This is a genomic window from Streptacidiphilus sp. MAP12-33, assembly GCF_041261265.1.
GTDB lineage: Bacteria > Actinomycetota > Actinomycetes > Streptomycetales > Streptomycetaceae > Streptacidiphilus.
This window is the reverse complement of the sequence record NZ_JBGCCA010000013.1, coordinates 30,646-55,074: the sequence shown is the minus strand read 5'-3', so window position 1 is coordinate 55,074 and position 24,429 is coordinate 30,646. Positions and strand designations below refer to the sequence as shown.

General features: G+C 73.7%; 23 protein-coding genes. 10 read left to right on the top strand and 13 right to left on the bottom strand.

All coding sequences use genetic code 11. From position 1 onward, the window contains the following. Nucleotides 1-8: 8 nt before the first annotated feature. The gene (locus tag ABH931_RS15180) at nucleotides 9-1,589 is read left to right on the top strand and encodes a beta-N-acetylhexosaminidase (protein ID WP_370113539.1); all 1,581 of its coding nucleotides are present in this window, start codon (nucleotides 9-11) and stop codon (nucleotides 1,587-1,589) included. 27 nt (nucleotides 1,590-1,616) lie between these two features. On the opposite strand, the gene map is transcribed toward ABH931_RS15180, so the two are convergent. Further along, a complete protein-coding gene (map, locus tag ABH931_RS15175; protein ID WP_370113345.1) occupies nucleotides 1,617-2,384 on the bottom strand; it encodes a type I methionyl aminopeptidase in 768 nt (255 codons plus the stop codon). 99 nt (nucleotides 2,385-2,483) lie between these two features. Here map and ABH931_RS15170 point away from each other — a divergent pair, with 99 nt between their 5' ends. Further along, nucleotides 2,484-2,756, top strand: coding sequence for a helix-turn-helix domain-containing protein (locus tag ABH931_RS15170; RefSeq protein ID WP_370113343.1), 273 nt, complete (start codon nucleotides 2,484-2,486; stop codon nucleotides 2,754-2,756). 53 nt (nucleotides 2,757-2,809) lie between these two features. Here the strand turns inward: ABH931_RS15170 and ABH931_RS15165 are convergent, their stop codons facing one another. Both ABH931_RS15165 and ABH931_RS15160 read right to left on the bottom strand, forming a co-directional pair. Beyond that, the gene (locus tag ABH931_RS15165; protein ID WP_370113342.1) at nucleotides 2,810-3,706 is read right to left on the bottom strand and encodes a hypothetical protein; all 897 of its coding nucleotides are present in this window, start codon (nucleotides 3,704-3,706) and stop codon (nucleotides 2,810-2,812) included. Nucleotides 3,707-3,823: 117 nt separating this feature from the next. Beyond that, nucleotides 3,824-5,434: an FAD-binding oxidoreductase gene (locus ABH931_RS15160; protein WP_370113340.1), complete on the bottom strand. Its 1,611-nt coding sequence runs from the start codon at nucleotides 5,432-5,434 to the stop codon at nucleotides 3,824-3,826. A gap of 69 nt (nucleotides 5,435-5,503) precedes the next feature. Here ABH931_RS15160 and ABH931_RS15155 point away from each other — a divergent pair, with 69 nt between their 5' ends. The 4 genes from ABH931_RS15155 (at nucleotide 5,504) to ABH931_RS15140 (ending at nucleotide 7,828) form a co-directional block, all read left to right on the top strand. Then, nucleotides 5,504-6,145 (top strand): TetR/AcrR family transcriptional regulator, encoded by a 642-nt coding sequence (locus tag ABH931_RS15155; protein WP_370113338.1) that lies wholly within the window; start codon nucleotides 5,504-5,506, stop codon nucleotides 6,143-6,145. A 67-nt stretch (nucleotides 6,146-6,212) separates the two neighbouring features. Beyond that, nucleotides 6,213-6,611 carry a hypothetical protein gene (locus ABH931_RS15150; protein ID WP_370113336.1) on the top strand — a complete coding sequence of 133 codons (399 nt, stop codon included), beginning with the start codon at nucleotides 6,213-6,215 and terminating at the stop codon, nucleotides 6,609-6,611. 120 nt (nucleotides 6,612-6,731) lie between these two features. Further along, complete coding sequence (locus ABH931_RS15145; RefSeq protein ID WP_370113335.1) at nucleotides 6,732-6,935, top strand: hypothetical protein; 204 nt, start codon at nucleotides 6,732-6,734, stop codon at nucleotides 6,933-6,935. Nucleotides 6,936-7,363: 428 nt separating this feature from the next. Continuing rightward, on the top strand, nucleotides 7,364-7,828 hold the full coding sequence (locus tag ABH931_RS15140) for a hypothetical protein (RefSeq protein WP_370113333.1): 465 nt from the start codon (nucleotides 7,364-7,366) through the stop codon (nucleotides 7,826-7,828). A gap of 153 nt (nucleotides 7,829-7,981) precedes the next feature. Here the strand turns inward: ABH931_RS15140 and ABH931_RS15135 are convergent, their stop codons facing one another. Continuing rightward, nucleotides 7,982-8,911 carry a proline dehydrogenase family protein gene (locus ABH931_RS15135; protein ID WP_370113332.1) on the bottom strand — a complete coding sequence of 310 codons (930 nt, stop codon included), beginning with the start codon at nucleotides 8,909-8,911 and terminating at the stop codon, nucleotides 7,982-7,984. A gap of 117 nt (nucleotides 8,912-9,028) precedes the next feature. Further along, nucleotides 9,029-10,657 (bottom strand): L-glutamate gamma-semialdehyde dehydrogenase, encoded by a 1,629-nt coding sequence (gene pruA / locus ABH931_RS15130; protein ID WP_370113537.1) that lies wholly within the window; start codon nucleotides 10,655-10,657, stop codon nucleotides 9,029-9,031. Nucleotides 10,658-10,854: 197 nt separating this feature from the next. Here pruA and ABH931_RS15125 point away from each other — a divergent pair, with 197 nt between their 5' ends. Then, on the top strand, nucleotides 10,855-12,678 hold the full coding sequence (locus ABH931_RS15125; protein ID WP_370113330.1) for a PucR family transcriptional regulator: 1,824 nt from the start codon (nucleotides 10,855-10,857) through the stop codon (nucleotides 12,676-12,678). A 19-nt stretch (nucleotides 12,679-12,697) separates the two neighbouring features. Here ABH931_RS15125 and ABH931_RS15120 read toward each other — a convergent pair whose 3' ends face one another. After that, nucleotides 12,698-12,835, bottom strand: coding sequence for a hypothetical protein (locus ABH931_RS15120; protein WP_370113329.1), 138 nt, complete (start codon nucleotides 12,833-12,835; stop codon nucleotides 12,698-12,700). After that, nucleotides 12,832-13,995 carry a hypothetical protein gene (locus ABH931_RS15115; RefSeq protein ID WP_370113327.1) on the bottom strand — a complete coding sequence of 388 codons (1,164 nt, stop codon included), beginning with the start codon at nucleotides 13,993-13,995 and terminating at the stop codon, nucleotides 12,832-12,834. The genes ABH931_RS15120 and ABH931_RS15115 overlap by 4 nt, the downstream gene beginning before the upstream one ends. A 154-nt stretch (nucleotides 13,996-14,149) precedes the next feature. On the opposite strand from ABH931_RS15115, the gene ABH931_RS15110 reads away from it, so the two are divergent. Further along, the gene (locus tag ABH931_RS15110; RefSeq protein ID WP_370113325.1) at nucleotides 14,150-15,055 is read left to right on the top strand and encodes a hypothetical protein; all 906 of its coding nucleotides are present in this window, start codon (nucleotides 14,150-14,152) and stop codon (nucleotides 15,053-15,055) included. 36 nt (nucleotides 15,056-15,091) lie between these two features. Here ABH931_RS15110 and ABH931_RS15105 read toward each other — a convergent pair whose 3' ends face one another. Then, a complete protein-coding gene (locus ABH931_RS15105) occupies nucleotides 15,092-15,721 on the bottom strand; it encodes a TetR/AcrR family transcriptional regulator (RefSeq protein WP_370113323.1) in 630 nt (209 codons plus the stop codon). Nucleotides 15,722-15,815: 94 nt separating this feature from the next. On the opposite strand from ABH931_RS15105, the gene ABH931_RS15100 reads away from it, so the two are divergent. Beyond that, nucleotides 15,816-17,321, top strand: coding sequence for an APC family permease (locus ABH931_RS15100; protein ID WP_370113321.1), 1,506 nt, complete (start codon nucleotides 15,816-15,818; stop codon nucleotides 17,319-17,321). Between the two features lie 18 nt (nucleotides 17,322-17,339). On the opposite strand, the gene ABH931_RS15095 is transcribed toward ABH931_RS15100, so the two are convergent. From ABH931_RS15095 to ABH931_RS15085, 3 genes are all read right to left on the bottom strand, one after another. Further along, a complete protein-coding gene (locus tag ABH931_RS15095; RefSeq protein ID WP_370113319.1) occupies nucleotides 17,340-18,014 on the bottom strand; it encodes a zinc-ribbon domain-containing protein in 675 nt (224 codons plus the stop codon). A 117-nt stretch (nucleotides 18,015-18,131) separates the two neighbouring features. Continuing rightward, nucleotides 18,132-19,334 carry an acyltransferase family protein gene (locus ABH931_RS15090; RefSeq protein ID WP_370113317.1) on the bottom strand — a complete coding sequence of 401 codons (1,203 nt, stop codon included), beginning with the start codon at nucleotides 19,332-19,334 and terminating at the stop codon, nucleotides 18,132-18,134. A 98-nt stretch (nucleotides 19,335-19,432) separates the two neighbouring features. Then, complete coding sequence (locus ABH931_RS15085; RefSeq protein WP_370113315.1) at nucleotides 19,433-21,112, bottom strand: hypothetical protein; 1,680 nt, start codon at nucleotides 21,110-21,112, stop codon at nucleotides 19,433-19,435. Nucleotides 21,113-21,352: 240 nt separating this feature from the next. Between ABH931_RS15085 and ABH931_RS15080 the strand changes: the two genes are divergently transcribed. Next, nucleotides 21,353-22,639, top strand: a complete 1,287-nt coding sequence (locus ABH931_RS15080) for an MFS transporter (protein WP_370113313.1) — start codon at nucleotides 21,353-21,355, stop codon at nucleotides 22,637-22,639. A 127-nt stretch (nucleotides 22,640-22,766) separates the two neighbouring features. On the opposite strand, the gene ABH931_RS15075 is transcribed toward ABH931_RS15080, so the two are convergent. Continuing rightward, nucleotides 22,767-23,234: a hypothetical protein gene (locus tag ABH931_RS15075; protein WP_370113311.1), complete on the bottom strand. Its 468-nt coding sequence runs from the start codon at nucleotides 23,232-23,234 to the stop codon at nucleotides 22,767-22,769. A gap of 54 nt (nucleotides 23,235-23,288) precedes the next feature. After that, nucleotides 23,289-24,380 carry a hypothetical protein gene (locus tag ABH931_RS15070; protein ID WP_370113309.1) on the bottom strand — a complete coding sequence of 364 codons (1,092 nt, stop codon included), beginning with the start codon at nucleotides 24,378-24,380 and terminating at the stop codon, nucleotides 23,289-23,291. Between the last annotated feature and the right edge of the window lie 49 nt (nucleotides 24,381-24,429).

Genomic DNA, 24,429 nt, shown 5'->3' with positions numbered 1-24,429 from the left:
GCGTCGACATGTCGCGAAACGGCCCGCGCCGCCTGCTCCTCGTGGTGCTGACCGCGCTCGGTCTGGTCTGCGCCGGCCTCAGTGCCGGCGCGGGCCAGGCCCTCGCGGCCACCGCCTTCCCGAACGTGGTCGTGCCCGCCCCGGTCAGCGAGACCGCCGACGGCACCACGTTCACCCTGCCCGCCTCCGCGACGATCACCTCCGACGACGCGAACACCGGCGGCTACCTGGCCGGCGTGCTGCGCGCCTCCACCGGTGACGCGCTCCCGCTCACCGTGGGCGCGGGCAGCCCCGGCACCATCGCGCTCTCGCTGACCGGCGCGCCCGCGTCCGTCGGCACCGAGGGCTACCAACTCACCATCGGCACGGGCGGGGTGCTGATCAAGGCCCAGCAGCCCGCGGGTCTCTTCCACGGCGTGCAGACGCTGCTGCAGCTCCTGCCGGCCGCGGTGATGAGCCCGATCGTCCAGCCCGGGCCCTGGTCGGCACCCGGCGGCACGATCCTCGACTACCCGCGCTTCGGCTACCGGGGCGCGATGCTCGACATCGCCCGCCACTTCTTCACCCCCGCCCAGGTCGAGCACTACATCGACGAGCTGGCGCTGTACAAGATCAACTATCTGCATCTGCACCTGAGCGACGACCAGGGCTGGCGTATCGCGATCAACAGCTGGCCCAACCTGGCCACCTACGGCGGCAGCACCGAGGTCGGCGGCGGGGCGGGCGGCTACTGGACCCAGGCCGACTACTCCGCGGTCGTCGCCTACGCCGCCTCCCGCTACATGACCGTCGTCCCGGAGATCGACATGCCGGGGCACACCAACGCGGCGCTGGCCTCCTACGCCTCGCTCAACTGCAACGGCGTGGCGCCCGCCCTCTACACCGGCACCAACGTCGGCTTCAGCTCGCTGTGCGTGTCGCTGCCGCTGACGTACACCTTCGTCGACCAGGTCCTCGGCGAGATCGCCGCGCTCACCCCCGGCCCCTACCTCCACATCGGTGGGGACGAGGCCAGTTCGACGAGCGCCTCCGACTACGCGACGTTCATCGGCAAGGCCGAGCAGATCGTCGCCGCGCACGGCAAGTCGGTGATGGGCTGGCACGACATCACCAACGCCGGCACCCCGCCGGCCGGCGCGCAGGCACAGTTCTGGGACACGACCACCAGCGCGCCGAACCTCGCCACCGCGGCGGCGAACGGCACCAAGGTCGTCATGTCCCCGGCCAACCACGCCTATCTGGACATGAAGTACACGCGGAAGACCAAGCTCGGGCAGACCTGGGCCGGCCTGGTCGACGTCAACACCGCCTACGGCTGGGACCCGGGCAACTACCTGACGGGCGTCACCGGTTCGGAGGTGGCGGGCGTGGAGGGCCCGCTGTGGACGGAGACGATCGTCACCTCCGCCGACATCGACTACATGGCCTTCCCCCGGCTTCCGGCGCTCGCGGAACTGGGCTGGTCGCCGTGGTCGACGCACGCCCAGACCGCGTTCGACCAACGGCTGGGCGCGCAGGGTCCGCGCTGGAAGGCCATGGGGGTGAACTACTACCACTCCACGCAGATCACCTGGCCGGCCGGCTCCTGAGTGCTCGCCGCCGCGTGCGGGCCCGCCTCAGTCGAGGCGGGTCAGTACGCGGGGGCCGTCCTCGGTGATCGCGACGGTGTGCTCGGAGTGCGCGCCGCGTGAGCCGTCGGCGAAGCGGAGCGTCCAGCCGTCCGGATCGATGACGAGGTCACCCGAGCGCGCCGACCACCAAGGTTCGAGCGCGAGCGTCATGCCGGGACGCAACTGGAGGCCGCGCCCTGGGCGGCCCGCGTTCGGGACGTGCGGGTCCTCGTGCATGGTGCGGCCGAGACCGTGGCCGCCGAACTCCAGGTTCACCGGGTATCCGTGGGCGGCGGCCACCGCGCCGATCGCGGCCGACACGTCGCCCAGGCGCGCCCCGGGGACGGCGGCGGCGATCCCCGCCTCCAGCGCGGTCCGGGTCGACTCGACCAGCCGCACGTCCTCGGGGCGGGCGGCGCCGGCGATCACGGTGACGGCGGAGTCGGCCACCCAGCCGTCGACGGCGACCGCGAAGTCGAGCGTCACCACGTCCCCGTCCGCCACGACGTAGTCGTGCGGGCGGCCGTGCAGCACGGCGTCGTTCACCGACAGGCAGATGACGTTGCGGAACGGCCCGCGCCCGAAGGACGGCGCGTAGTCCCAGTAGCAGGAGACGGCGCCGCGCTCCTCGACGCGACGGCGGGCGCGGCGTTCGAGGTCGAGCAGGTTCACGCCGGGCCGGACCAGCGCGCCCAGCTCGGCCAGCGTCTCGGCGACGAAGCGGCCGGTGACCGCCATCCTCTCGATCGCCTGGTCCGTCTTGTACTCGATCACCACGGCTCTCCCTCGCACTGCGATCGGTATTTAAATACCGCTCACGACAGAGCCTAACATGGCCGGTACTTTAATACCGCCACGAGCTAGGATGAGGGCATGGTCCGCATCCCCCTCACACCCGAGCAGGTCGAGGCCGGTCGCCGTCTCGGCGCGCTGCTGCGCGAGGCCCGCGCCGGGCGCGACCCCGAGCTGGTCGCGCGGGCGGCGGGCATCTCGCCGGAGACCCTGCGCAAGATCGAGGCCGGGCGCATGCCGAGCCCGGGCTTCGGCACCGTCGTCGGCCTGTGCGAGGCGCTGCACCTCCCCGTCCAGACCGCGGCGTCGATCTGGCTCGGCAGCGCGGACGACGCGGAGCAGCTCGCAGGCTGAGCAGCGCGCGGACTGAGCAGCGCGCGGACTGAGCGGCTCTCGGGCTGAGCAGGTCAGACGGGCTGGCGGCCGGTCACGTACCCCTGCAGCGGCACCGTCGGGCGCAGCCGCACCACGTCGACCGACCCGTCCGAGGGCAGGGACAGCACCAGCTTGCCGGTGGCGGCGCCCACGGCGTGCTCGACAGGCGCACCCCACCCGCCGTTCGTCCGCATCGAGACGGCCACGTTCCCGTCCGTGCCCAGCGCGCTGACGCACAGCCACATCGGCCCGTTCCGTGCCCCGCCCACCGGGGCGGTCTCCGTCCCGGCGGGCTCGACCGGCACGTCCGTGTCCGCGCCCGCGGGCATCGGCGGCAGATAGGCGAGAACCGTCTCCCCCACGTACGCCGCCGCCGCGGCGGGCGCACTCCACAGCCACGACGCGACGGCCGCGCCCCCGCGCGGATCGGCCGGATCCGCCGTGGGCGGGCAGACGCCGTCCGGGAAGCGCGGCGCCAGGTACCCCGTGACGTACGCGTCGCGGCGGGCGTGCTGGTGCGACCAGACGCCGTTGCCCTGCCCGTTGTCCGTGGCCCCGGCCTGGACCGAGTTGCCGCCCTTGGTGTGGACGATGTCGGGATCGAAGCCCATGACGATCTCGGTGTGCACGTCCCCGCCGAAGATCGTGAGCGCGCCCACGGACGGGTACTCCGACCACTGCCCGTGCGCCTGCGCCCACGAGGCGAGCTCGGCGACGGCCGCCGTCTTCGGCACGATCGCGTCCATCCCCACGTCGTGGAACATGCACCACTCGAAGATCGCGCACCACGGCACGCCGTTCCACCCGTACTCGGCGCCGAACTGCGTCTCGTTGTCCCAGCCCACGCCGGGTACCCAGTGCTCGTAGACGCGCTCGGGGACCGAGGCGACGTGGTCCACGAGGCGCCGCCAGTCGGGCGGGTTGGGCATGGTGTCCTCCCGTGGACGGGGCTCGGGCCCGGGTGTCGGTACCCATGGTGGCGCAGCCCCGACCGCCGCACCGCAGCACAGCCATCCGATCACGCGAACGAGTGACCAGGGGCTTGGTCAGTCCACCAACACGCCCGGGTTCAGCACGTGACGGGGGTCCAGCGCCGCCTTGGCGGCGCGCAGGACCAGGGCGAACGGCTCGGGGCGCTGGAGGTCGTAGCCGGGCCGGTGGTCGCGGCCGACGGCGTGGTGGTGGGTGACGGTGGCCTGGTGACGGTGCAGCACGTCGGTCGCCACCGCCTTGATGTCGTCCCAGATCTCGGCCTCGGCGCCGGGGCGTCCGGCGACGGCCACGGTGAAGTAGGGAGCGGCGCCGTCGGGGTAGACGTGCGTCAGCCGGCAGTTGACGGTCGCCGGGTGCCCCGTGGCGCGGTGGGCGGTGGCGCCCACCTCGGCGCGGACGGCAGCGATCAGCGCGGGCAGCCGGTCCCAGGTGGTGGCCGTCTCGAAGGTCTCCACCACCGCGCCCATCCGGGCCAGACCGTCCCGCAGGTAGGGCATGCGCAGGAACGCCGACCGCCACGCGCTCACGGCCGCGTCGGCCGGGGCTTCCCGATCGTCCGCCGGGGCCCCGCCACGCCCGCCGTGGGCGCGGGCCAGGTCGAGGGCGTCCGCGAGCCGCCCGTCGACCGGGCCGGTGGCGGACTCGAAACCGAGGACCAGCACGCTCGACCCGTCGCTCGCGGCTCCCGCCAGCAGGGCCTCGCCGGGATCGAGCAGGCGGCAGTTGGCGGGCGCGAGGTCGGACTGCGCGACGGCGCGGACCGCCTCCAGTGCGCGGTCGAAGTCCGCGAAGGACACGGACGCGGACGCCTTGTGGCGGGGTCGCTCCTGAACCCGCATCCACGCCTCGGTGATGACGCCGAGGGTGCCCTCCGAGCCGAGGAAGAACCGATCGGGCGAGGGCCCGGCCCCGGAGGCCGGCAGCCGCCAGGACGTCCCGGTCCCGGCGGGCGTGACGACGCGCAGGGACTGCACGAAGTCGTCGATGTGCGTGTGGACGGTGGCGTAGTGGCCGCCCGCCCGGGTGGCCAGCCAGCCGCCGAGAGTGGAGAACTCGAAGCTCTGCGGGAAGTGGCGCAGCGTCAGGCCGTGGGGCCGCAGCTGGTCCTCCAGCGCGGGGCCGAAGGCACCCGCCTGGATGCGGGCGGAGCGGCTCGTCGGGTCGATCTCCAGCACCCGGCCCATGGCGGTCAGGTCGAGCGAGAGCACGGCACGGTGGGCCTCGCCCCGGTACTCCACGCCGCCGACCACGGAGGAGCCGCCGCCGAAGGGGATCACGGCCACCCCCTGATCGCCGGCCCAGTCCAGCAGCTCGGCCACCTCCCGGTCGTCGGTCGGGTACGCGACGAGGTCGGGAATCCGGCCGGCACGGCCACGCAGCGCGCGGATCACGTCGCGGTACGCCTTGCCCATGGCGTGGGCGGCACGCGCCTCGGGATCGGCGGTGACGATCCGCTCCAGCGACGCCGGTGGCGTCACGCCCGGCCGGGCGACGGCCAGGTCGGCGACGCGGGGAACGGGCAGTGGCCGGGCCAGGGTGCCGGGCAGCAGGGCACCCAGGGCGACGCACTCCGCGTCGTCGGGGTGGGCGTCGACGTATCCCCAGCCCCACCAGGATCGGGTGCGGCTTCCGGAGGTGCCGGACTCGGACGGGACGGCTGGCATGAGGGCGCTCCAGCGGGATTCGAGGTAACTTACCCAGAGGAAAATTACCCTAGGGTAAGATCCTGGGCCATGACAACAGCCTCCTCCCGGGCCGGCACCAAGGGCGTGCCGAGGGCCGCACGCGAGCAGCAGATCCTGGGCGTCGCCACCGAGGAGTTCGGCCGCCACGGCTACGAGGCCACGACCGTGGCCGGCGTCGCCGCCCGCGTGGGCGTCACCAAGCCGCTGCTGCACCAGTACTTCGGCAGCAAGGAGGACCTCTACCTGGCCTGCCTCACCCCCGTCGGCGACCGGCTGGTCGACGCGATCCGCTCGGCCATGGCCGAGCCCGCCGCCGGCGCCGCCACCGACGCGCCCACCACGCCGCTGCGCGTCCTGCACGCCCTGTTCACCGCCCTCGACGGACAGCGCGAGGCGTGGAACGTCCTCTACGACCCCTCACTGCCGCCCGCCGGCGAGGCGGCCCGGCACGCGGCCGGCTACCGGGACACCATCGACGCCCTCGCCGCGACCGGCACCGCCGAACTCCTCCACGTCCACGCCTCGGGCACCACCGACCCGCTCGACGCCGACGCCCTCACGTACGCCTGGCGCGGCCTGTGCACGGCCCTGGTCCGCTGGTGGATCCACCACCCCGAGCAGTCGCCCGAGGCGATGACGGCGCGCTGCGCCCGGCTCTTCGCCACCGCCCGCTCGATCGGCCCCGCCTGAGCGGGGCGGCTGTCCGCAGCACACCCGGACTTCCGCCCTCGGGCTCGGCGCCCTACCGTCGATGGCCGTGACCTCACCCGCCGCACCAACTGACGCACCACGCCGGGGATCCGCCGGCCTCTGGTTCTACCTGGGCTTCCTCGCCCTCCAGTTCGGCTTCGGCAGCTACTTGGCCCTCGCGTCCGGGTCGTGGCCGCTCGGCGCGGCCGCGATCCTGCTCGCCCTCCTCTACGCGGCCGGCGCGCTCGTCTGGCGCCCGTGGGCCCGGCCCCTCCCACCTCCCGGCACCCGCGAGCCCCGCACGGAGACCCGCCGCCGGGCCCTGGCCACCCTCTGGTTCACCACCCTCCTCGGCGCCGACCTCATCCTCCGCGCCCGCCAGGCCGACCGCCTCGTGACGGCCGTCTTCACCCTGGTCCCTTCGCTGATCCTCGCCACCGCGGCTTTCACCACCCGCCGCCGCTGAGCCGAGGCGCCGCCGCGCTCGGGCCACGCCGGAGCCTGCCCTCTCGCTTCCCGCGGAGCTGTTTCGTCCGCCCCGGGCGCGCGCGGAGACTGGTGCTCTCGCAACTGACGAGGGGGAACCATGAAGTACTTCGCGAGGACACGACGCCCCGCCGCCGTGATCGCACTGGCAGTCTTCGCCGTGGGCGGCGTGATCGGGTTCGCCCACGACGTCCGGCCCGACCCGGGCGACGTCGTGGGCGGCCTCGCGCCGATCCACCAGACCGACCCGGACTACACCGGCGGCATCGCCCAGCCCGCCAGCGCGCCACTGACGGGCTTCTAGGGCGCGGCCTCGTCGGCGGCCTGGAGCTTCACCTGCCAGAACCACTGCGAGGGGTGCACCGGGAACCCCTTCCCGGCTCTGACCTGCGGCGATATGGTGTTTTTGCTGGTCTGAGCGGCCAGCTTGGCCCCGGCACGGTCCCCCCGTCCGCGCCGGGGCCTCCTCCTGCCCCCGCACTCGGGCGCGGCTCGGGAGGGGCTCCGCGCGGTCACCTGCAGACGATGACCCCTCCGACGAGCACGGTCACGGCCGCGGCGACCGCGAAGGTCCATCCTGCGAGCCGGTAGTCACGGGGGTACAGGTCGAGCACGGGTGTCTCCGTCCAGAAAAAGCCGTAAAGCGGGGCGGGGAGATTGTGCCCTGCCGCACCCGCGGCTACCACCTCGAACGCCCGTACAGCCGCAGGCCGCAGGCCATAGCCTCAAGTGGTGGACTGGGCAACGCTCCTGAGCGCCGGGGTCGGCGCGGGCATCGGTATCACCTCGACCCTCCTCACCGACAAGGTGCGGTGGCGACGTGACCACCTCGACAGGCGCCGGGAGTCGAATCGCCAGCTCTACGCCGAGTACCTGGCCGCCCTCTGGCGAACTCTCGACGACATACGCGACGCGTCACGGAACGTCGGCCTCACCGGGGACGAGCGCGGGCGGATCGCCAGGGACGCGTTCAAGAACGGCGGCGCGTACGCACTCCGCTACCAGGTCTCCGTCGTCGCCGGTGACGGCGTCGAACGGGCGTCTGCGGCGGCGCTCCGGACCCTGCGGGACCTGCGTGACCTGGTCGAGTCGGGGATCACCTTCGGGGAGCCCCCCTACCGTGAGCTGCGGCGGTCCTTCGACGAGCGCTATGCCGAACTCCGCCTGGAAATGCGCACAGAAGCCGGCCTCCCCTGAGGCGGCCGTTGCTGCCGGACTCCGACATGAACGCCGACATCGAGGCCAACCCGGCGCTCGATCACGCCCGAGGGCCTCGCGCCACCGCGGCGCGATCGGACCGCGGCGCGAAAGGACCGCCCCGGCGTCGGGCCGGAGCGGTCGTCGCACGGGTCAGCTCTTGGTCGCCAGCGCGCGGAGGAAGAACGTGAGGTTGGCCGGGCGCTCCGCGAGGCGGCGCATGAAGTAGCCGTACCACTCGTTGCCGTAGGGCAGGTAGACGCGCATGGTGTTGCCCTCGGCGACGAGGCGCTCCTGCTCCTCCGGGCGGATGCCGAAGAGCATCTGGTACTCGAAGGAGTCCGCCTCGCGGCCGTTGGCGGCCGCCAGTTCACCCGCGATGCGGATGAGGCGGGGGTCGTGCGAGGCGATCATCGGGTAACCCTGGCCCGCCATCAGGATCTTGAGGCAGCGGACGTAGGCGAGGTCGACCTCGGACTTCTTCTGGTAGGCGACCGAGGCCGGCTCCTGGTACGCGCCCTTGCACAGGCGGACCCGGCTGCCCGGGCCGCTGAACTCGCGGCAGTCGTCCTCGGTGCGGTGGAGGTAGGCCTGGAGGACGACGCCGAGCCAGGGGTAGTCCGCGCGCAGATCGCGGGCGATGCCCAGGGTGGAGTCGGTGGTGGTGTGGTCCTCCATGTCGAGGGTCACCGTGGTGCCGACGGCGGCTGCCGCCTCGCAGATGCGGCGGGCGTTCTCCAGGGCGACCTTCTCGCCGTCCTGGGGCAGGAACTGGCCCACCGCCGAGAGCTTGACGGAGACCTCGGCGCGGTCGGCGAGACCGGACTCGGCCAGGGCCGCGAGGAGCTTCTCGTAGGCCTCGGCGGTGGCCGCGGCCTGGGAGGCGTCGGCGGTGTCCTCGCCGAGGTGGTCGAGGGTGATCCGGCGGCCGGTGCCGACCAGCTGCTCGGTGACCGAGACGCCGTCGGCGAGGGTCTCACCCGCGACGAAGCGGTTGACGATCGCGCGGGTCGGGGGGAGCTGCTCGATCAGCTTGCGGGAGCGCGGGGAGCGGGACGCCGCCAGCAGGGTGGAACGGAGCATGTCAAGAACTCCATGGCAGGGAGGGGTGCGGAAGAAGCAGGGCCTGGGGTGCCGCGCCCCCTCCACGGGGGGAGTTGAGGGGGCGCGGCGGCTCAGGGGGTGGGGACGCGGAACGCGTCAGCCCATGTGGGGGTAGCGGTGGTCCGTCGGCGGGACGAAGGTCTCCTTGATGGAGCGCGCCGAGGTCCAGCGCAGCAGGTTCTGCGCGGCGCCCGCCTTGTCGTTGGTGCCGGAGGCGCGCCCGCCGCCGAAGGGCTGCTGACCGACGACGGCACCGGTCGGCTTGTCGTTGACGTAGAAGTTGCCCGCCGCGAAGCGCAGCACGGACGCCGCCTCCGTGACGGCCGCGCGGTCGGTGGCGAAGACGGCGCCGGTCAGGCCGTAGGAGGAGACCGACTCCATCTGCCGCAGCGTCGCCTCCCACTCCGCGTCCTCGTAGACGTGGACGGCCAGGATCGGACCGAAGTACTCGTCGCGGAAGTACTCCGCGGCCGGGTCGGCGGCGACCAGGACGGTCGGGCGGACGAAGTAGCCGACGCTGTCGTCGCACGTGCCGCCCGCGAGGATCTCGACCTGCGGGTCGGCAGCCGCGCGCTCCAGGGCGGCCTTGTTCTTCGCGAAGGCGCGGGCGTCGATGACGGCGCTCATGAAGTTGGAGAGGTCACAGACGTCACCCATGGTCAGGGACTCGGTGGTCGCCTTGACGTCGTCCTTGATCTGCGCCCAGAGCGAGGCCGGGACGTAGGCGCGGGACAGCGCCGAGCACTTCTGGCCCTGGAACTCGAACGCGCCGCGGACCAGCGCCGTGGCGAGCGCGGCCGGGTCGGCGGACGGGTGGGCGATCAGGAAGTCCTTGCCGCCGGTCTCGCCGACCAGACGCGGGTAGGTCCGGTACGAGGCGATGTTCTCGCCGACCGTCTTCCACAGGTGCTGGAACGTCGGGGTCGAGCCGGTGAAGTGGATGCCCGCCAGGTCGCGGTGCGGCAGCACGACCTCGGAGACGGCCAGGCCGTCGCCGGTCACCATGTTGATGACGCCCTTGGGCAGGCCCGCCTCCTCCAGCAGCTGCATCAGCAGGTGCGCGGCGAACTGCTGCGTCGGGGACGGCTTCCAGACGACCGTGTTGCCCATCAGCGCCGGCGCGGTCGGCAGGTTGCCAGCGATGGCCGTGAAGTTGAACGGCGTGATCGCGTAGACGAAGCCCTCGAGCGGGCGGTGGTCGGTGCGGTTCCACACGCCGGGGGAGGAGATCGGCTGCTCGGCCAGGATCTGGCGGGCGAAGTGGACGTTGAAGCGCCAGAAGTCGACGAGCTCGCACGGGGTGTCGATCTCGGCCTGCTGCGCGGTCTTGGACTGGCCCAGCATGGTCGCGGCGGCCAGGGTCTCGCGCCACGGGCCCGAGAGCAGGTCGGCGGCGCGCAGGAAGACGGCGGCGCGCTCGTCGAAGGGGAGGGCACGCCAGGCCGGAGCGGCGGCCAGGGCCGCGTCGACAGCGTCGCGGGCGTCGTCCGCGGTGGCGTTGCGCATGGTGCCCAGCACAGCGGCGTGGCGGTGCGGCTGGACCACGTCGATCGGCTCGCCGCCGCCGAGGCGCTTCACGCCGCCGATGGTCATGGTGAGCTCGACGGGCGCCTGACCGTCCAGACGCTTCAGCTCCGCCTCCAGGCGGGCACGCTCGGGCGTGCCCGGGGCGTAACTGTGCACCGGCTCGTTGACCGGCGTCGGAATCTGGGTCACAGCGTCCAACACGCGCGTGCTCCTCATCGAGTCGTGGGGTTCTCGAGTTGTCCTCAGGATCCGACCCCCGGATCGCCACCGCACGCAGTCGTGGTGCATGCGGTGGACGCTCCGCAAGCGGATCGGACGACGCGGTTCTCGCGTCGATGCTCACGCTAGGCCCGGAGGACCGGGCAGCTCTTTGTCCGATCGCCTAGCATCCAGGCATGGAGCATGTCGGATCGGACAACACCCCCGGAGCCCTTCCGGTACCCGCGCCCGGCGCGGCCGGGATCACGCTGCGGCAGCTGCTGATGTCATTGGGCGAGCCTGTCGTGGAGCTCCAGTGCGCGCCGGCCGGGCTCGACGTGGAGGCCGTGGACGTGGGCCTGCTCGACCCCGAGGACCCGCCGGCGGCCCGGCCGGGCGAGCTGGTGCTGGCCATCGGCGTGCGCGGACGCGCCGCGATCCCCGCGCTGCGCGCCGCCGCGGCGGCGGGCGCGGCGGCCGTCGCGGTCCGGATCGACTCCCCCGCGCAGCGCGACACGCTGCGGGACTTCGCCGAGCAGGCCGGGATCGCGCTGCTGTCGGTGCGCCGCGAGGTGCGCTGGGAGCACCTGGACGCGCTGGCCCGCGCCGCGCTCGGTAGCGGACGCCCGGTGCTGCCCGCCGAGGGCGGCGTGGAGGAGGGCGACCTGTTCGCCCTCGCGCAGACCACCGCCGTGCTGACCGGCGGCATCGTCAGCATCGAGGACACCGCCAACCGGATCCTCGCCTACTCGCGCTCGGCCGACTCCGACGAGATCGACGACCTGCGGCGGCTCACCATCCTCGGCTGGCAGGGGCCCGAGCCGTACCTGTCCAAGCTGCGCGAGTGGGGTGTCTTCCAGCGGCTGCGCGAGGGCGACACGGTGGTCGCCATCGACGAGCACCCCGAGCTGGGCCTGCGGCGCCGCCTGGTCGTCGCGATCCGCTCCGGGGAGCGGCAGCTGGGCACGATCTGGGTGCAGGAGGGCGCGACCCCACTGACCGAACGCGCCGACCAGGCGCTGCTGGGTGCGGCGCGCGTCGCCGCGTTGCAGCTGATGCGGCGGCGGCGCTCGGTCAGTTCGGAGCTGCGGCTGACCCAGAACCTGCTCTCCGGTGTGCTGGAGGGCACCACCGGCGCTCAGTCACTGGCGGGCCACCTCGGCCTGGACGCGAAGCGTCCGGCGGCGGTGCTCGGCTTCGCCCTGCCGGGTTCGGGCCCCGGCTCGGACGAGCTGCACCGCGAGGAGACGCTCAGCCTGATGGCGGTCCACGCCGCCGCCCGCCACCGCAGCGCGCTCACGACGGCGGTGGACGAACGCGTCTACGTGCTGCTGCCGGAGCTCCCCCGGGGAGTCGCCCCGGCGACGCTGCTCGGCTGGGCCCGCGAGCTGGCCGAGGCCGCCACCCGCCATCTCTCCCCGGCCGCGCCGGGCGGTGCCGCGACGGCGCGGGCGGGCGCAGGTGCACGGGTGGGCGCAGGCGCAGGCGCGGGCGGGACGGCGGCGGTCTCGCCGCCCGGCACGGCGGCAGGCGCCGCCACCGTTGGCTCGGTGTCCGGGGTTCCGGTCGGCGGGGAGGCCATCGTGGTCCGTGGCGCGCTCGGCGCGCTCGCGCCGAGCCTGGCCGGCGCGGCGGCGTCCCGGCGCGAGGCGGACCGGGTGCTCGACGCGATGGTGTCCGGCCGCGTCGGCGCGCAGGTCGCCGACCTGGCGCAGGTCCGCGCGCAGGTGCTGCTCGCGGAGACGCTCGACCTCCTCGCCGCCACCCCGTCCGTCCGCGACCCGCGGCTGACCGCGCTCCTCGCCCACGACGCCGAGCACGGCGGCCAGTTGGCCCCGTCCGTGCTGGCCTGGCTGGACGCCTTCGGCGACGTGCGCGAGGCGGCCGCGGCCCTCCACATCCACCCCAACACCCTGCGCTACCGCGTCCGCCGCGCGGAACAGCTCACCTCCCTGGACCTCTCCCGCCCGGAGGAGCGGGTGCTGGCGATGCTCCAGCTGCGGCTCCCGCCGGGGACGTGACCGTCAGCCGACCGGACCGTCAGGTGACGGGGCCCAGCGGGCGCAGCGCGACGTACGGGACGGTGTCGCCGTCGAGCAGGTAGCGCTCGCCAGTCCTCCACGACCGCCGGCGCGTCGCCCTCCACGCCGACGAGCGGGGCGCCTGCGGGTGCGTCATGTCGTGTCGTCCGTCCGCTCGGAGAGCCACGCGCGCCACAGGTCCAGCCAGGTCGCCCGCGCCTGGAGGACGAGTTCGACACGCAGGCGGCGCTCCTCCGGGGCGACCACGTCGGCGAGCGGGATCGGCGGCTCGTCGAGGTGGTGCCACTGGCGCAGCCAGGCGCGCTGGGCCGGCGCGCTGCGCACCTCGCTGGCGAGGGCGGTGAAGCGGATGCTCTCCTCCACCGCGGCCTCGGCGGCGTCCGCGGAGGCCGGGTCGGTGAACCAGTCGGCGTGCTGGGCCAGCGAGGACAGGTGGTTGACCATGGCGGTCACCGACTCGTCCGCCTCGAAGCGGTCCTCCCCGGCGAGGCGCATCTGCTGACGCACCGCCCGTTCCCACAGCCCGCGCTGCTCCCGGCCCTCCGCCGCGGTGGAGAGGGGCAGGCGGTGGGCGCGCACCGCCGCCTCGACGCGCAACGCGTCGGCGACGCACACGTCCACCAGGCGCCGGTGGTCCGCCAGCCCGAGCGGCTCCTCGGCCTCCGGCTCGCTCGTCTCCGCGAGCTTCTTGGCCCGGGCGGCGTTGCGGGCCGTCAGCTCGGTGAGCAACGTCTGCCGGCCCTCCGCGTACGGGCCGAGCTCGGTGACCACGCCGAGGGCGACCTGTTCCGGCGGCACGCCCCGGCCCGTCACCAGCAGCCGGGCCTGCCCGTCCGGCGCGCGCAGGCGGGCGACCCAGATGGGGCCCTCGCGCCGCAGGATCGCCGGCGCCGGCACGCCGCCGACGACGATCTCGGCCGGGCCCTCCTCGGCCGGCTCGCGCGCGTCAGGACCGTCCGGGGCCGCCCCGCTCGTGCGCGGGCGCTCGCGCTCGACGGCCAGCAGGTCCTCCAGCAGGGCCGACGCCTCCGTCACCCCGTCCCCGCCCGCACCGGGAGTCAGCGAGGTGACCTGGACCAGGGGGCCCACGAACCAGTCACCGTGGACGAGGTCGACCTTCACCAACTCCCCGTTGGCCACCTGGTATCCCGCCAGGGCCAGCGGCGCGAGCGCGGGCGCCGTGGGCGCGTAGACGGGGAACGCGACGTCGGACAGCAGTTCGTGGTCCCGCTGGGCGAGTCGGCGGAACAGGTCCTCGGGACCGTCGCCGGGCTCGTCGCCTCCGCGATACCTCACCGTGTCTCCCCTTCCGTCCCCGGCGTCCACCCTAGGCACCCGGACCGTCCCCGCGCACCCCGCTCTTCGATACCCCTCCCCCGATCGGCTGACGCCACACCGACCGTCCGCACGTCACCTGCCGTCGCGCCGTCTCCCGGCGGACCGTGGGAGCATGACGCTCCTTCACTCCGCCCGCCGGGGCCTGCTCGCCGCCGTGCTGACCCTCGCCGTGCTCCCGGCGGCGTCGTTCGCGCAGGCACGCACCCACCGCACGGACCCGGCCCACCGCACGGACCCCGCCCACTGCACGGCGCCCACCCACGTCGGCGACGGCCGCGCCCTCTCCCTCGCGCTCGACTGGCCCGGCGCGGCGGTCCCACCGGGGACGGCGCAGGCGCTGGGCGTCCACGTGACCAACTTCGGTTCCACGCCGACCACCGCGCCGACGACCGTGGTCGTGCACGGCTTCGTGCCGAACACCTACTCCGCGGATCCCGGCCTCACCCTGACACCCGTGCCCGACGGCGTCTCCTTCACCCTCGGGGCGGGGGTCTCCCCCGGCGAGACGGTCAGCCACACCGTCACGGTCAAGCTCGGCGCCTCCGTCCCCCCGCACGCGACGGAGCGGTGCGCGGTGACGGCGACCAGCGGGAACGACCGGGCGACGGCGGCCTACGACGTGGTCACCGGGGCGCCGGTGGTCCACGTCGTGGCGACGGTCCTGCCGGCCCGGGGCAAGCCCGGCGAGACGGTCCGGCTCCTGGCGGTCCTCGGCAACGCGGGGCCCTCGAACGAGTACACCGGCCCCGCGGTCTTCACCTTCCGCGCGCCCGCGCGGAGCCACTGGGCGAGCCCCTCCGGGTACCGCTGCGCGCCGGACGCGGCCCGCCTCGTCCTCACCTGCCGCTACCCCGGCGCGCCGCTGACCTGGCGCGACGAGGTGGAGGAGCTCCCGCTCACGCTGTCCGCGACGGCCACCCCCGGCACGAGCCTGCGCGGCGGCACGGTGTCCGCCACGGACCCCTTCGACCCGGTGACCTTCCACGGCGCGGCGTTCGGCGTCGACGTGACCAGCTGAGGTCGTACCACCTGGAGGACGCGACTACCTGGAGGACTACGGGCGTCGCGCCGCCACGCCGTCGAGGAGGAGGCGGAGCCCGAGTTCGAAGCCGCGGTCGTCGAGGCCGGACGGGCCGCCGCCGCGGGCGGAGGAGGCGTCGAGGGCGTCGGCCAGGGACGGGTACTCCGGCCGGTACGCGGCGGGCTCGCGGGTGAAGCCCGCGGTGAAGGTCTCCAGGGCGGAGCCGAGGACCAGGTAGTCCAGCGCCGCCGCGACCTCCGCGGCGTCCGCCGCGGGGAGGCCCGCGCGGCCCAGGAGGCCGAGCAGGGCGTCGTAGCCGCGCAGGGCGCGGGCCGCCTCGACGCGGCGGCGGGCCAGCAGGGCGATGGTGTTGGGGTGGCGCAGGAAGACCGCGCGGTAGCCCCGCGCGTACGCCGTGAGGCCGGCCCGCCAGTCGGGGTCGGCCAGCGGGGCGTGGTCGACCTCCTCGTTGACCAGCTCCGAGACGTCGTCGACCAGCGCGTCCTTGCTCTCGACGTGGTTGTAGAGGGACGCCGCCTTCACCCCGAGCCGCTCGGCCAGCGCCCGCATGGTGAGGCCGTCGGGACCCTCCTCGTCCACCACCTGCAACGCGGCGAGCGCGATCCGCTCGCGGGTCAACAGCGCCCTGCTCGGTCGGCCCACGCCGATCCCCCTCTTCCGCTCTCGGTCTTCGGCGGCTATCGTCCCACTTCACACCACTGACTAACTAAGTTAGTTTTATGGACGGAGGCGGCCCATGGCCGAAGAGACCACGCAGGCCACGACCGACGCCGAGCGCCTCGAGGCGCTCGGCTACCGGCAGGAGCTCAGACGCAGCCTGAGCGTCCTCGGCAACATCTCCATGGGCTTCGCCGTCGTCTCGCCAGTCGTCGGCCTCTACGCCGCCGCACAGGTCGGCATGAGCGTGGCCGGTGGGGCATGGATCTGGGCGTTGCCGATCTGCCTGCTCGGGCAGTGCCTCGTGGTGGCGATCTACTCCGAGCTGGCCTCGCAGTGGCCGCTGGCCGGCGGCGCCTACCAGTGGAGCCGGCGCCTGGCGAGCCCGGCCTTCGCCTGGCTCAGCGGCTGGATGTGGCAGTTCGCGGTGATGTTCGGCAACACCACCGTGGCCTATCTCGCCTCACCGTGGGTCTTCGCGCTCTTCGGTGCCGTGCCGACGCCCACCGAGCAGGTGCTGGTCTCGGTGGGGTTCATGCTCTGCTGCACCCTGGTCAACGCCTACGGCATCAACTTCCTGCGGTGGTTCGTCAGCCTCGGCATCGCCGCCGAGGCCGTCGCCTCGGTGCTGGTCGGGTTCACGCTGCTGCTGGTCTTCCGGCAGCACGGCTTCTCGCTGCTGACCGACTTCCTGAACGCGCCCGCCGGGCTCGGCGTCAGTGACACCGGCGCGCTGCTCGCCGCCGTGGCCGTGGCCGGGTGGGCCTTCATCGGGTTCGACGCCTGTGTCTCGACGGCCGAGGAGACCAAGGACGCCGCCCGGCAGGTGCCCAAGGCCATGTGGTGGTCGCTGCTCAGCGTCGGCCTGGTCGTGATCCTCAACGCGATCTCGGTCGAGCTCGCCCACCCGAACCCGGCGGACGTCGTGTCCGGCAAGGACCTCGACCCCGTCACCACCGCCGTCACCCATGCCTTCGGCGGCTGGGCCGAGAAGCCGTTCGTCGTGGTCGTGCTGATCAGCTTCTCCGCCTGCCTGATGGCCTCGCAGGGCGGCGCCGCCCGTGGGCTCTACTCGCTCGCCCGCGACGAGGTGTTCCCCTTCTCCCGCCAGGTCCGCAAGGTCAACAAGCACAAGGCGCCGATCGGTGGCCTCGTCGCCGCCACGGTGATCAGTTGCGCCGCCCTGCCGCTGGGCCTCAGCACCTCGGCCATGGGCAGCCTGATCACCTTCGGCAGCGCCGCGACGTTCGTCCCGTTCTTCCTGCTCACGCTCGTCGCCCTGGTCGCCCGGCTGCGTGGCGTCTGGAAGCCCGCCGGAGCGGTGCGCTACGGCCGGCTGGGCACGCCGGTGAACCTGCTCGCGGTGCTGTGGACCGGCTTCGAGGTCGTCAACATCTGCTGGCCGCGCAGCATCCTCGCGCCGGTGGGCGCGCCCTGGTACCAGGTCTGGGCGGCGCTGCTCGGCGTCGGCACGGTGACCCTCGCGGGCCTGGCCTACCTCCTCGTGCGCCGCCCGGACCGCCGCATGCACGGCGCCGACCAGGACCGGCCCCTCGGCGACGAGCTCGCGCCCGCCGTCCTGTAGAGCCCGGGAACCGAACCGTCAGCGACGCGTGCCGCAGTGGGGACAGAACGCCGCCCCCTGCGGCAGCTCGGCGTGGCAGGACCCGCAGGCGTCCTGCCCGCCCAGCCGGTGGCCGCACGCCGGACAGAAGTTCGCGCCGTGCGTCTCGGCGTGGCACTGCGGACAGACCAGCTGGAACGGCCGGTCCAGGTCGTAGGTGTTGCCCTGGCTGCCGCCCAGGTCGTAGGCACGGGAGCTCGCCACGTCGTTGAGCCCGCGTTGCTGGGCGGCCGCGACCTCGGCGGCGGTGTCGGGCGCGCAGTTGTGGCACAGGCCCTGCGCGGGGTTCCAGCACCGGTCGCAGACGTAGTGGGTGCAGCGGGCACAGCGGTTGAAGTGCCCCTGCGCGTCCCCGACGGCCCGCCGGAACGCGGCGTCCTTGGCGGGACCCCAGTTCGCGCCGACCAGGCCGTCCAGCGCGGCGGACGCCTCGCTGCCCGCGCGGCCCAGCGCGCCCCAGGCGCTGCCGACGGCCTTGTCCAGCCAGCCGGAGACCCGCCCGCTGGCGTAGGGCTGGAAGGCGGAGCGCCAGGTGTCCTGGCAGCGCGAGCAGTTGAACTCGAACTGGAATCCGGCGCCGGTGCCGTACTGCTGGCACAGGTCGCGGTAGTTGTTGCTGAAGTAGATCTCGCCCGGAGCGTTCTGGCCGTTCATCCCTGTTTGCCCCCTCCACGGAACCGGCGCACACTCTCGCACACGCGCTCGCAGGGGGGCCAGTTCCGTTCGCGCCGGAACGGCTTGGCCCGCCGTTCTCCGGGCCTCGCGCGGGTGCTACGCCGCGGTGCCGCGTCGCACGGGCACCGGAACGGGCAGAGTCAGCCAGGCCTTGAGCCGGTTCGCGAGCGGGCGCTCCACGATCCGGTGGATCAGATAGGCACCGAGCAGCATCAGGAGCACCACACCGGCCAGCAGTTCCTGCGGGGGGACCCGGTCGGCCAACTGCCTGATGACCAGCCAGCCGAGCTCCTCGTGCAGCAGGTACAGGGGGTAGGTCAGCGCCCCGGCGGTGACCAGCCAGCGGCGGTTGAGGAACGACAGCTTGCCGAGCGCGATCGCGAGGATCACCACGTAGCAGGCGCTCACCAGGACCACGCCCACGCTCCAGGACAGGTGCAGATGGGCGGACCAGCCGCCCTCCTCCTTGAGGAGCGTGAGCGTCTGGTGCTGGGCCAGCAACCAGGAGGCGCCCAGCAGCAGCCAGAGCAGCGGGCTGGGCCGGAACCGGTACATCAGGAACATCACGATGCCGCCGACGAAGAAGGGGGCGTACGTCGGCTGGAAGAGGGTCACCAGCAGCGGCAGCCCGGACGCGGGCGCCAGCACCGAGCCGACCAGCCAGATCGCGCAGAAGCCGAGCACCCGCTGGTAGGTCAGGCCCATCAGCACCACGACCGAGAAGATGAGGTAGAACCGCGCCTCTGCCCAGAGCGACCAGTAGACCGGGTCCACATGCGCCACGCCGATCGGCTCGTGAAGCATGGTCAGGTTGGTCAGGATCCGCTCCGGCGTCATCGACCGGTCGCCGTACAGGCGGTACACGGTCCCGGTGAGCAACACACAGAACCAGTACGCCGGGTAGAGGCGCATGACCCGGGAGACCGCGAAGTCCCGGACCGAACGCCCCCAGCACGACATGCAGATGACGAAGCCGCTGAGCAGGAAGAAGAACTCGACCCCGAGCCAGCCGTAGGAGGCGATCTCGTGCAGCGTGGGGAAGACCACGCCCGTCGGCTTGTGCCAGGCACCCTGGTAGCCGAGGTGGTCGTACCCCACGTAGTGGAAGACGACCACCGCCAGCGCCGCCACGAGCCGCAGTCCGTCGAGGGCGTAGAGCCGCGGGCGGCTCCGCTGAGGGACGATCCGCTCCGTCGCGGGCACCGAGTCGGGCTCCGTCGCGGGCTGGAGCTCCTGCTCGGACGACGTCACCGTCCTCAGCTGCAGGGTGGGCGACTCGGGAAACGGTGGGCGGGACACGCGGGCCTCTTTCTGCTCGACCCGCGCACCCTACTATGCGGTGTTCCGTACTCCGACAACCGTGTCCCACCTGCAACGCCGACCGGCTGTGATGATCATCACCGCCCCTGCGACTTGGCCTTGTACGCGGCCTTCCGGGCCATCTTGGCCACCGACTTGTCCGGGTGGAGCTCGCCCACGGCCTCCAGGACGGCGCGGGTGTAGGTGTGGTCGACGCGCCACAGGTCGTCGAAGAAGCGGTCCGGGCCGTCGGGGCCGGGGAGCATCTCGACGAGCTCGCGCATCGCCTCCGCCTGGCCGCCGGTGTCGATCAGCTGGGCCGCCAGCGCGTCGACCGTCGTCCACAGCACCGTGGCCCGCTCCGGCTGCGGCAGGTCCGTCGCGCCGAGCTCGGTCAGCCACGCGCCGGCGATGCCGACGAGCTCCGGGTCGCCCAGGACCTCCCGGACCGCCGGAACGGCGGGCTCGCCGAGTCGGCGCAGCGCCACCTGGCAGTACAGGCGGCGCACCGGCGCCACCAGGTCGTCACCGCGCGCGGCGGCCAGCAGCTCCGTCGCGGCCGTCAGCGGCTCCCGGCCGACCAGCCACTCGACGATCTCCTCCTCCGGCAGGACGTTCGCGGACTCGCAGATCCCGCGCAGCAGCTCCGCCGCGTCGCCCTGGGCGTGCGCGCCCACCAGGGGGGCGTCGATGCCGTCCTCCAGCAGCCACTCGCGGACGCCGAACAGCCCCAGATCGGTCAGCCGGACGTGACCGAAGCGGTCGACCTCCTCCGGGTCGAGCTCCTCCAGCTCGGCCGCGGGGGCGTCGCCGTCCTCGCTCTCCTCGAACAGGGTGGGGTCGATCGGGCGGTAGTCGAGAATGCCGAGGTCCGCGAGCTCCTGGAGCATCGGGTCGAGCAGCACCATGGTCTCGGTGATCTCGCCGAGCAGCTCCTCGGTCGGGTCCTCGCCCTCGGGGACGACCAGCAGGGCGGCCAGGACGCCGAGCGGCAGCGTCTGCTCGACCTCGGTCGGGGCCAGCGCGCGGGTCTCGTAGAGCACCTGGAGGGCGTCGTCGAGCAGGCCCTGGGCCTCCTCGCGGGCCTCCTCCAGCCGCGCGTACTCCTCCTCGGACTCGTCCTCCGGCTCCGCCCCGGCAGAGGCCCCGGCGGAGGCGGACGGCTCCGCGTCGTCGTCGTCCTCCTCGTCGTCCTCCTCCTCGTCCTCGCGCTGCGCCGCCTCGATGTCCTCGATCGCGGCCTCGACCGCGGTCTGCGCGATCACGGACGCGGCGGTCAGCCAGGTGTCGAGGACGGCCTCCGGGTCGCCCGCCTCCAGGCGGGCCAGCTCCGGACCGGCCAGGCCGCGCTCCGGCGCGTCCTCGGCCGTGTCCTTGCCGGACTCCAGGACGATCAGTTCCAGGTCGACGGCGAGCGCCCAGGCCCGCTCGACCTCACCGACGCCCGTAGGGTCCAGCCCGATCGCGGCGGCCGCGGCACCGGCGTGCTCCTCGGAGAGCTCGCCCCACTCGTCCACGGGCTTGCCCTCGCCGACCCAGCGGGCCAGCGCGACGGTCTGCGCGACCAGCGGCGCGGCCAGCGCGGACGCGGCCAGCTCCGCGGGCGCGGCGAGACGCACCGGCGGGACCAGCACGAGGTCGTCCTCGTCCGTCGCATCCGGGTCGCTCGCGTCGTAGCCCTCGACGGCACCGGCTCCGTACAGGGTCTCCAGATCGAGGTCCGCGGGCAGGGGCACGCCCTCGCCGACGGTGCCGTCCTTACGGCTGCGCGCTCCCATGTTCCCGACCGTCCTTCGCACCTGTTGACGCACGAACACCGCTTCTGACGCCGAGGGTAGTCCCTGGCAGGGCCGGCCGTCGTTTCCCTTGACGGGTGACCAGCACGTATCCTCCGCTGGGCTGACAGCGCACACCCTCGCGCCGACATCCCGCACGTCCCCCGCACGCCTGCTCCACCCGGACTCACCCGGCACACCCCGCCGGACGGCCCGGAGCCCAGACGCCAGGAGAACCCTGCCATGGCGGACCTGACCCCGGTCGGCACCCGACTGACCGAGGCCCTGCTCCCTCTCGAACTCGCCCCGCGCGAACGCCTCCGTCTTCGGACGTTGAGCCGCTGGAACGCGTTGCGCGGCGTCCGCGTCGGCCTGACCGTCGCCGTGCTGCTGCTGCTGCTGATCGGCGCGAACCTGGCGACGCCCCTCTACCCTGCGCTTCAGGCCCGTCTCGGTCTGACCCCGGTGGACACGACGCTGCTGTTCACCGTCTACGTCTTCGCGCTGGTCCCCGTGCTCGCCGCCGTCGGCCACTGGTCCGACCAGCTCGGCCGCCGCGCCCTGGTGCTGCCCGCCGTCGCGCTCGCGGCCGCGGGCGACGCGGTCTTCGCCTCCGCCGGCAGCCTCGGCGAGCTCGCGCTCGGCCGCGGCATCCAGGGCGTCGCCGTGGGCCTGGCCACCGGCGCGGCCGGGGCGGCCCTCGCCGACCTGCTGCCGGACCGCCCCTCGGTCGCGGCCAAGCTGACCCTCGCCGCGTCCGCCGGCGGCGTCGCGCTCGGTCCGCTGCTGGGCGCGGCGCTGGCCCGCGGCGCGGACCCGGTCGTCACGCCGTTCCTGCTGCACGCCGTGGCGCTGCTGGCGCTGTGCGTGCCGCTGGCCCTGCTGCACCCCCGCTCCCCCGGCCACGACGCGGCGGCGCGCGCCGCCCGCCACCGCGCCAGCCTGCGCCCCCGCGCGCTGAGCCTGCCCCGGCGGGGCCGCGGCGTCTTCCTGCTCGCGGCGGCCACCGGCTTCGTCTCCTACGCGGTCTTCGGCGTCTACCTGAGCCTGGCGCCCAGCTATGCCGCCTCCCTGCTGCACACGCGCGCTCCGCTCGCGGGTGCGGGCGTCGCGGCGCTGCTGCTCGGCTCGTCCGCGTCGGCGCAGTTGCTGGCGCGGCCGACCCGCTCGCGGGCGGTGCCCGCGCTGGGCATGACGGGCCTGGCGGCGGGCCTCGGCCTGGTGGTGCTGGCCGGTTACGGGCACGTCCCCGCGCTGCTCTTCGTGGGCAGCGTGCTCGCGGGCGCGTGCCAGGGGCTGGCGTTCCGGGCACTGTTCACCCGGGCCTCGGCGGCGCTGGAGCCCGGCCAGCGGGCCTCGCAGCTGAGCACCCTGTGGGTGGTCGTCTACCTGGGCAGCTCGCTGCCGATCGTCGGGGTGGGCTTCCTGGCCCGCGCCTACGGCATCCTCCCCGCCTTCGCCTCGTTCGCGGCCGTCGCCGCGGCGGCCTGCCTGGCACTCGCGGCGGGCTCGCTCCGGTCGCGGGACTGACGGGACGGACACCGATCGGGACGGAGTAGGACAGTTCCTGTCCTACTCCGTCCCTTGGCTCGGGGCGCTGCGCCGCCACTACGGCGCACCTGGGCTACTGGTTCTACTAGCTGCGGGTGGGAGCGTCCTAGGATCCGGGCGGCAGCTCGTCGCGGTGGTCGGGGCGGTCCTCGCGCCGCTGGACCACGTCGCCCCGCATCACCCACGGACGGTCGTGCCGCCAGGCCAGGCCCGCGCGCCGCTCCGCGGCCATCCGGGCGCGGATGACCAGCAGGTCCACCGCCGCGATCAGCGCCAGCACCGCGCACACCGCCGCGAAGGCGATCCAGGTGTTGCGCGCCGCCGTGTCGGTGGGCTTCGCGGCGGCCGCCATCAGCGAGAACAGCACCGCGCCGGCCGCGTAGACGGGGCCGAAGACGCGCGCCAGCAGCCGCCGCGCCGGCAGGTCGCTGAGCGCGGTGCTCGGCTCCGAGCCGTCCCGTACCGGCTTCTGCGGACGACGGCCCGGGCGCACAGGCGGAACCTTCCCCCCGGCGGGGGTGAGAGCCGGGCGGACGGGGCCGTGGTGCGCGGGCCGGCCGAGGGCGAAGTGCATGGCCGCCTCCTGACGGGGCCCCTACCCGCTGAGCGGGGCGGCGAACACGCCCGCTCAGTACCGTTCGGCGGGCCGCCGGTCCTGCGGGCGCCGCGGCGGGATCGGGGTGACCGCGAAGTCGCGCGGGCCGCTCCACAGCGCCGGGACGGCGTCGGTCCAGCGGGCGAGCTCGTAGACGATGCCCTCGTAGTTGACCCGCCAGCCGCGGAAGTGCACCCAGGCCTCCTCGACCGACCGCTCCTTCGCGAAGCCGCTCGCCGTGATCATGGCCACGGCGGCGTCGAACTCGGCGTAGGTGAGCCGGATCGGCGCGGTCGGCTCGGGGTCGGGGTCGAACGGCACCCGCATCGTGCGGGCGATGTCGCGCAGCGAGCTGAACCCGGCCCGCAGCACCAGCCGGGCCTCCGGCGGGGCCCCCTTGGGGGCGATCGCGAGCTGGATCGCGGCCGCGTCCATCACCGCGAGCAGCGCGACGACCCAGCTGCGCTGCGGCCGGGGTGAACGGAAGGAGAGCAGCAGCGGGTAGTTGGAATGGCTCTCACCGATGTCCGCGGCCAGCCGCTCCCAGTCCTTGTAGAGCGTGGGCAGCGCGGTCTGGGTGTCCACCAGCCACTGCCGTGCCAGCAGCTCCGGCCCCCAGGCGGGCTCGCCCGCACGGGACTCCAGCAGGGTCACCTCCGTCTCCCGGCGGTTGTAGGCGCTGTAGAGGGTGGGCAGGTAGGCGATCTGGAGGGCGATCACCAGCGGCCCGCTGGCCGCGGCGACGAAGTCCAGGCCGGAGAGCTTCAGCCGGCTGCCGCTGGCGAAGCCGAGGGTGAACAGGCTGGAGCCCGCCTCCCTGACGGCCGTGGCGAAGCTCAGGTCCGAGAAGCCGTAGAGCAGCAGCGAGTAGGCGACGAGCATGCCGCCCAGCCAGGCCGTGAGCATGCCGGTCAGCACCAGCGGGGCCAGCCACGCCTGCGCCCGGTCCATCGCCCGGAAGGTGCCGAGCGGGGCCGCGCTCCAGCGCAGGAGGGTCCGCAGCGACTTCGTCAGCCGGAACACCAGCGCCGAGTAGAGGCCCCGCGGCACCACGAGGGTGCGCAGCACGCTGCCGACGACGGTGATCAGCAGCAGCGCTCCGCACAGGGCGGCGAGAAACCTCATGAGTCACATTGTGTTGCAAGCGCCACTCGCATGGCGCCTTGGCCCAATC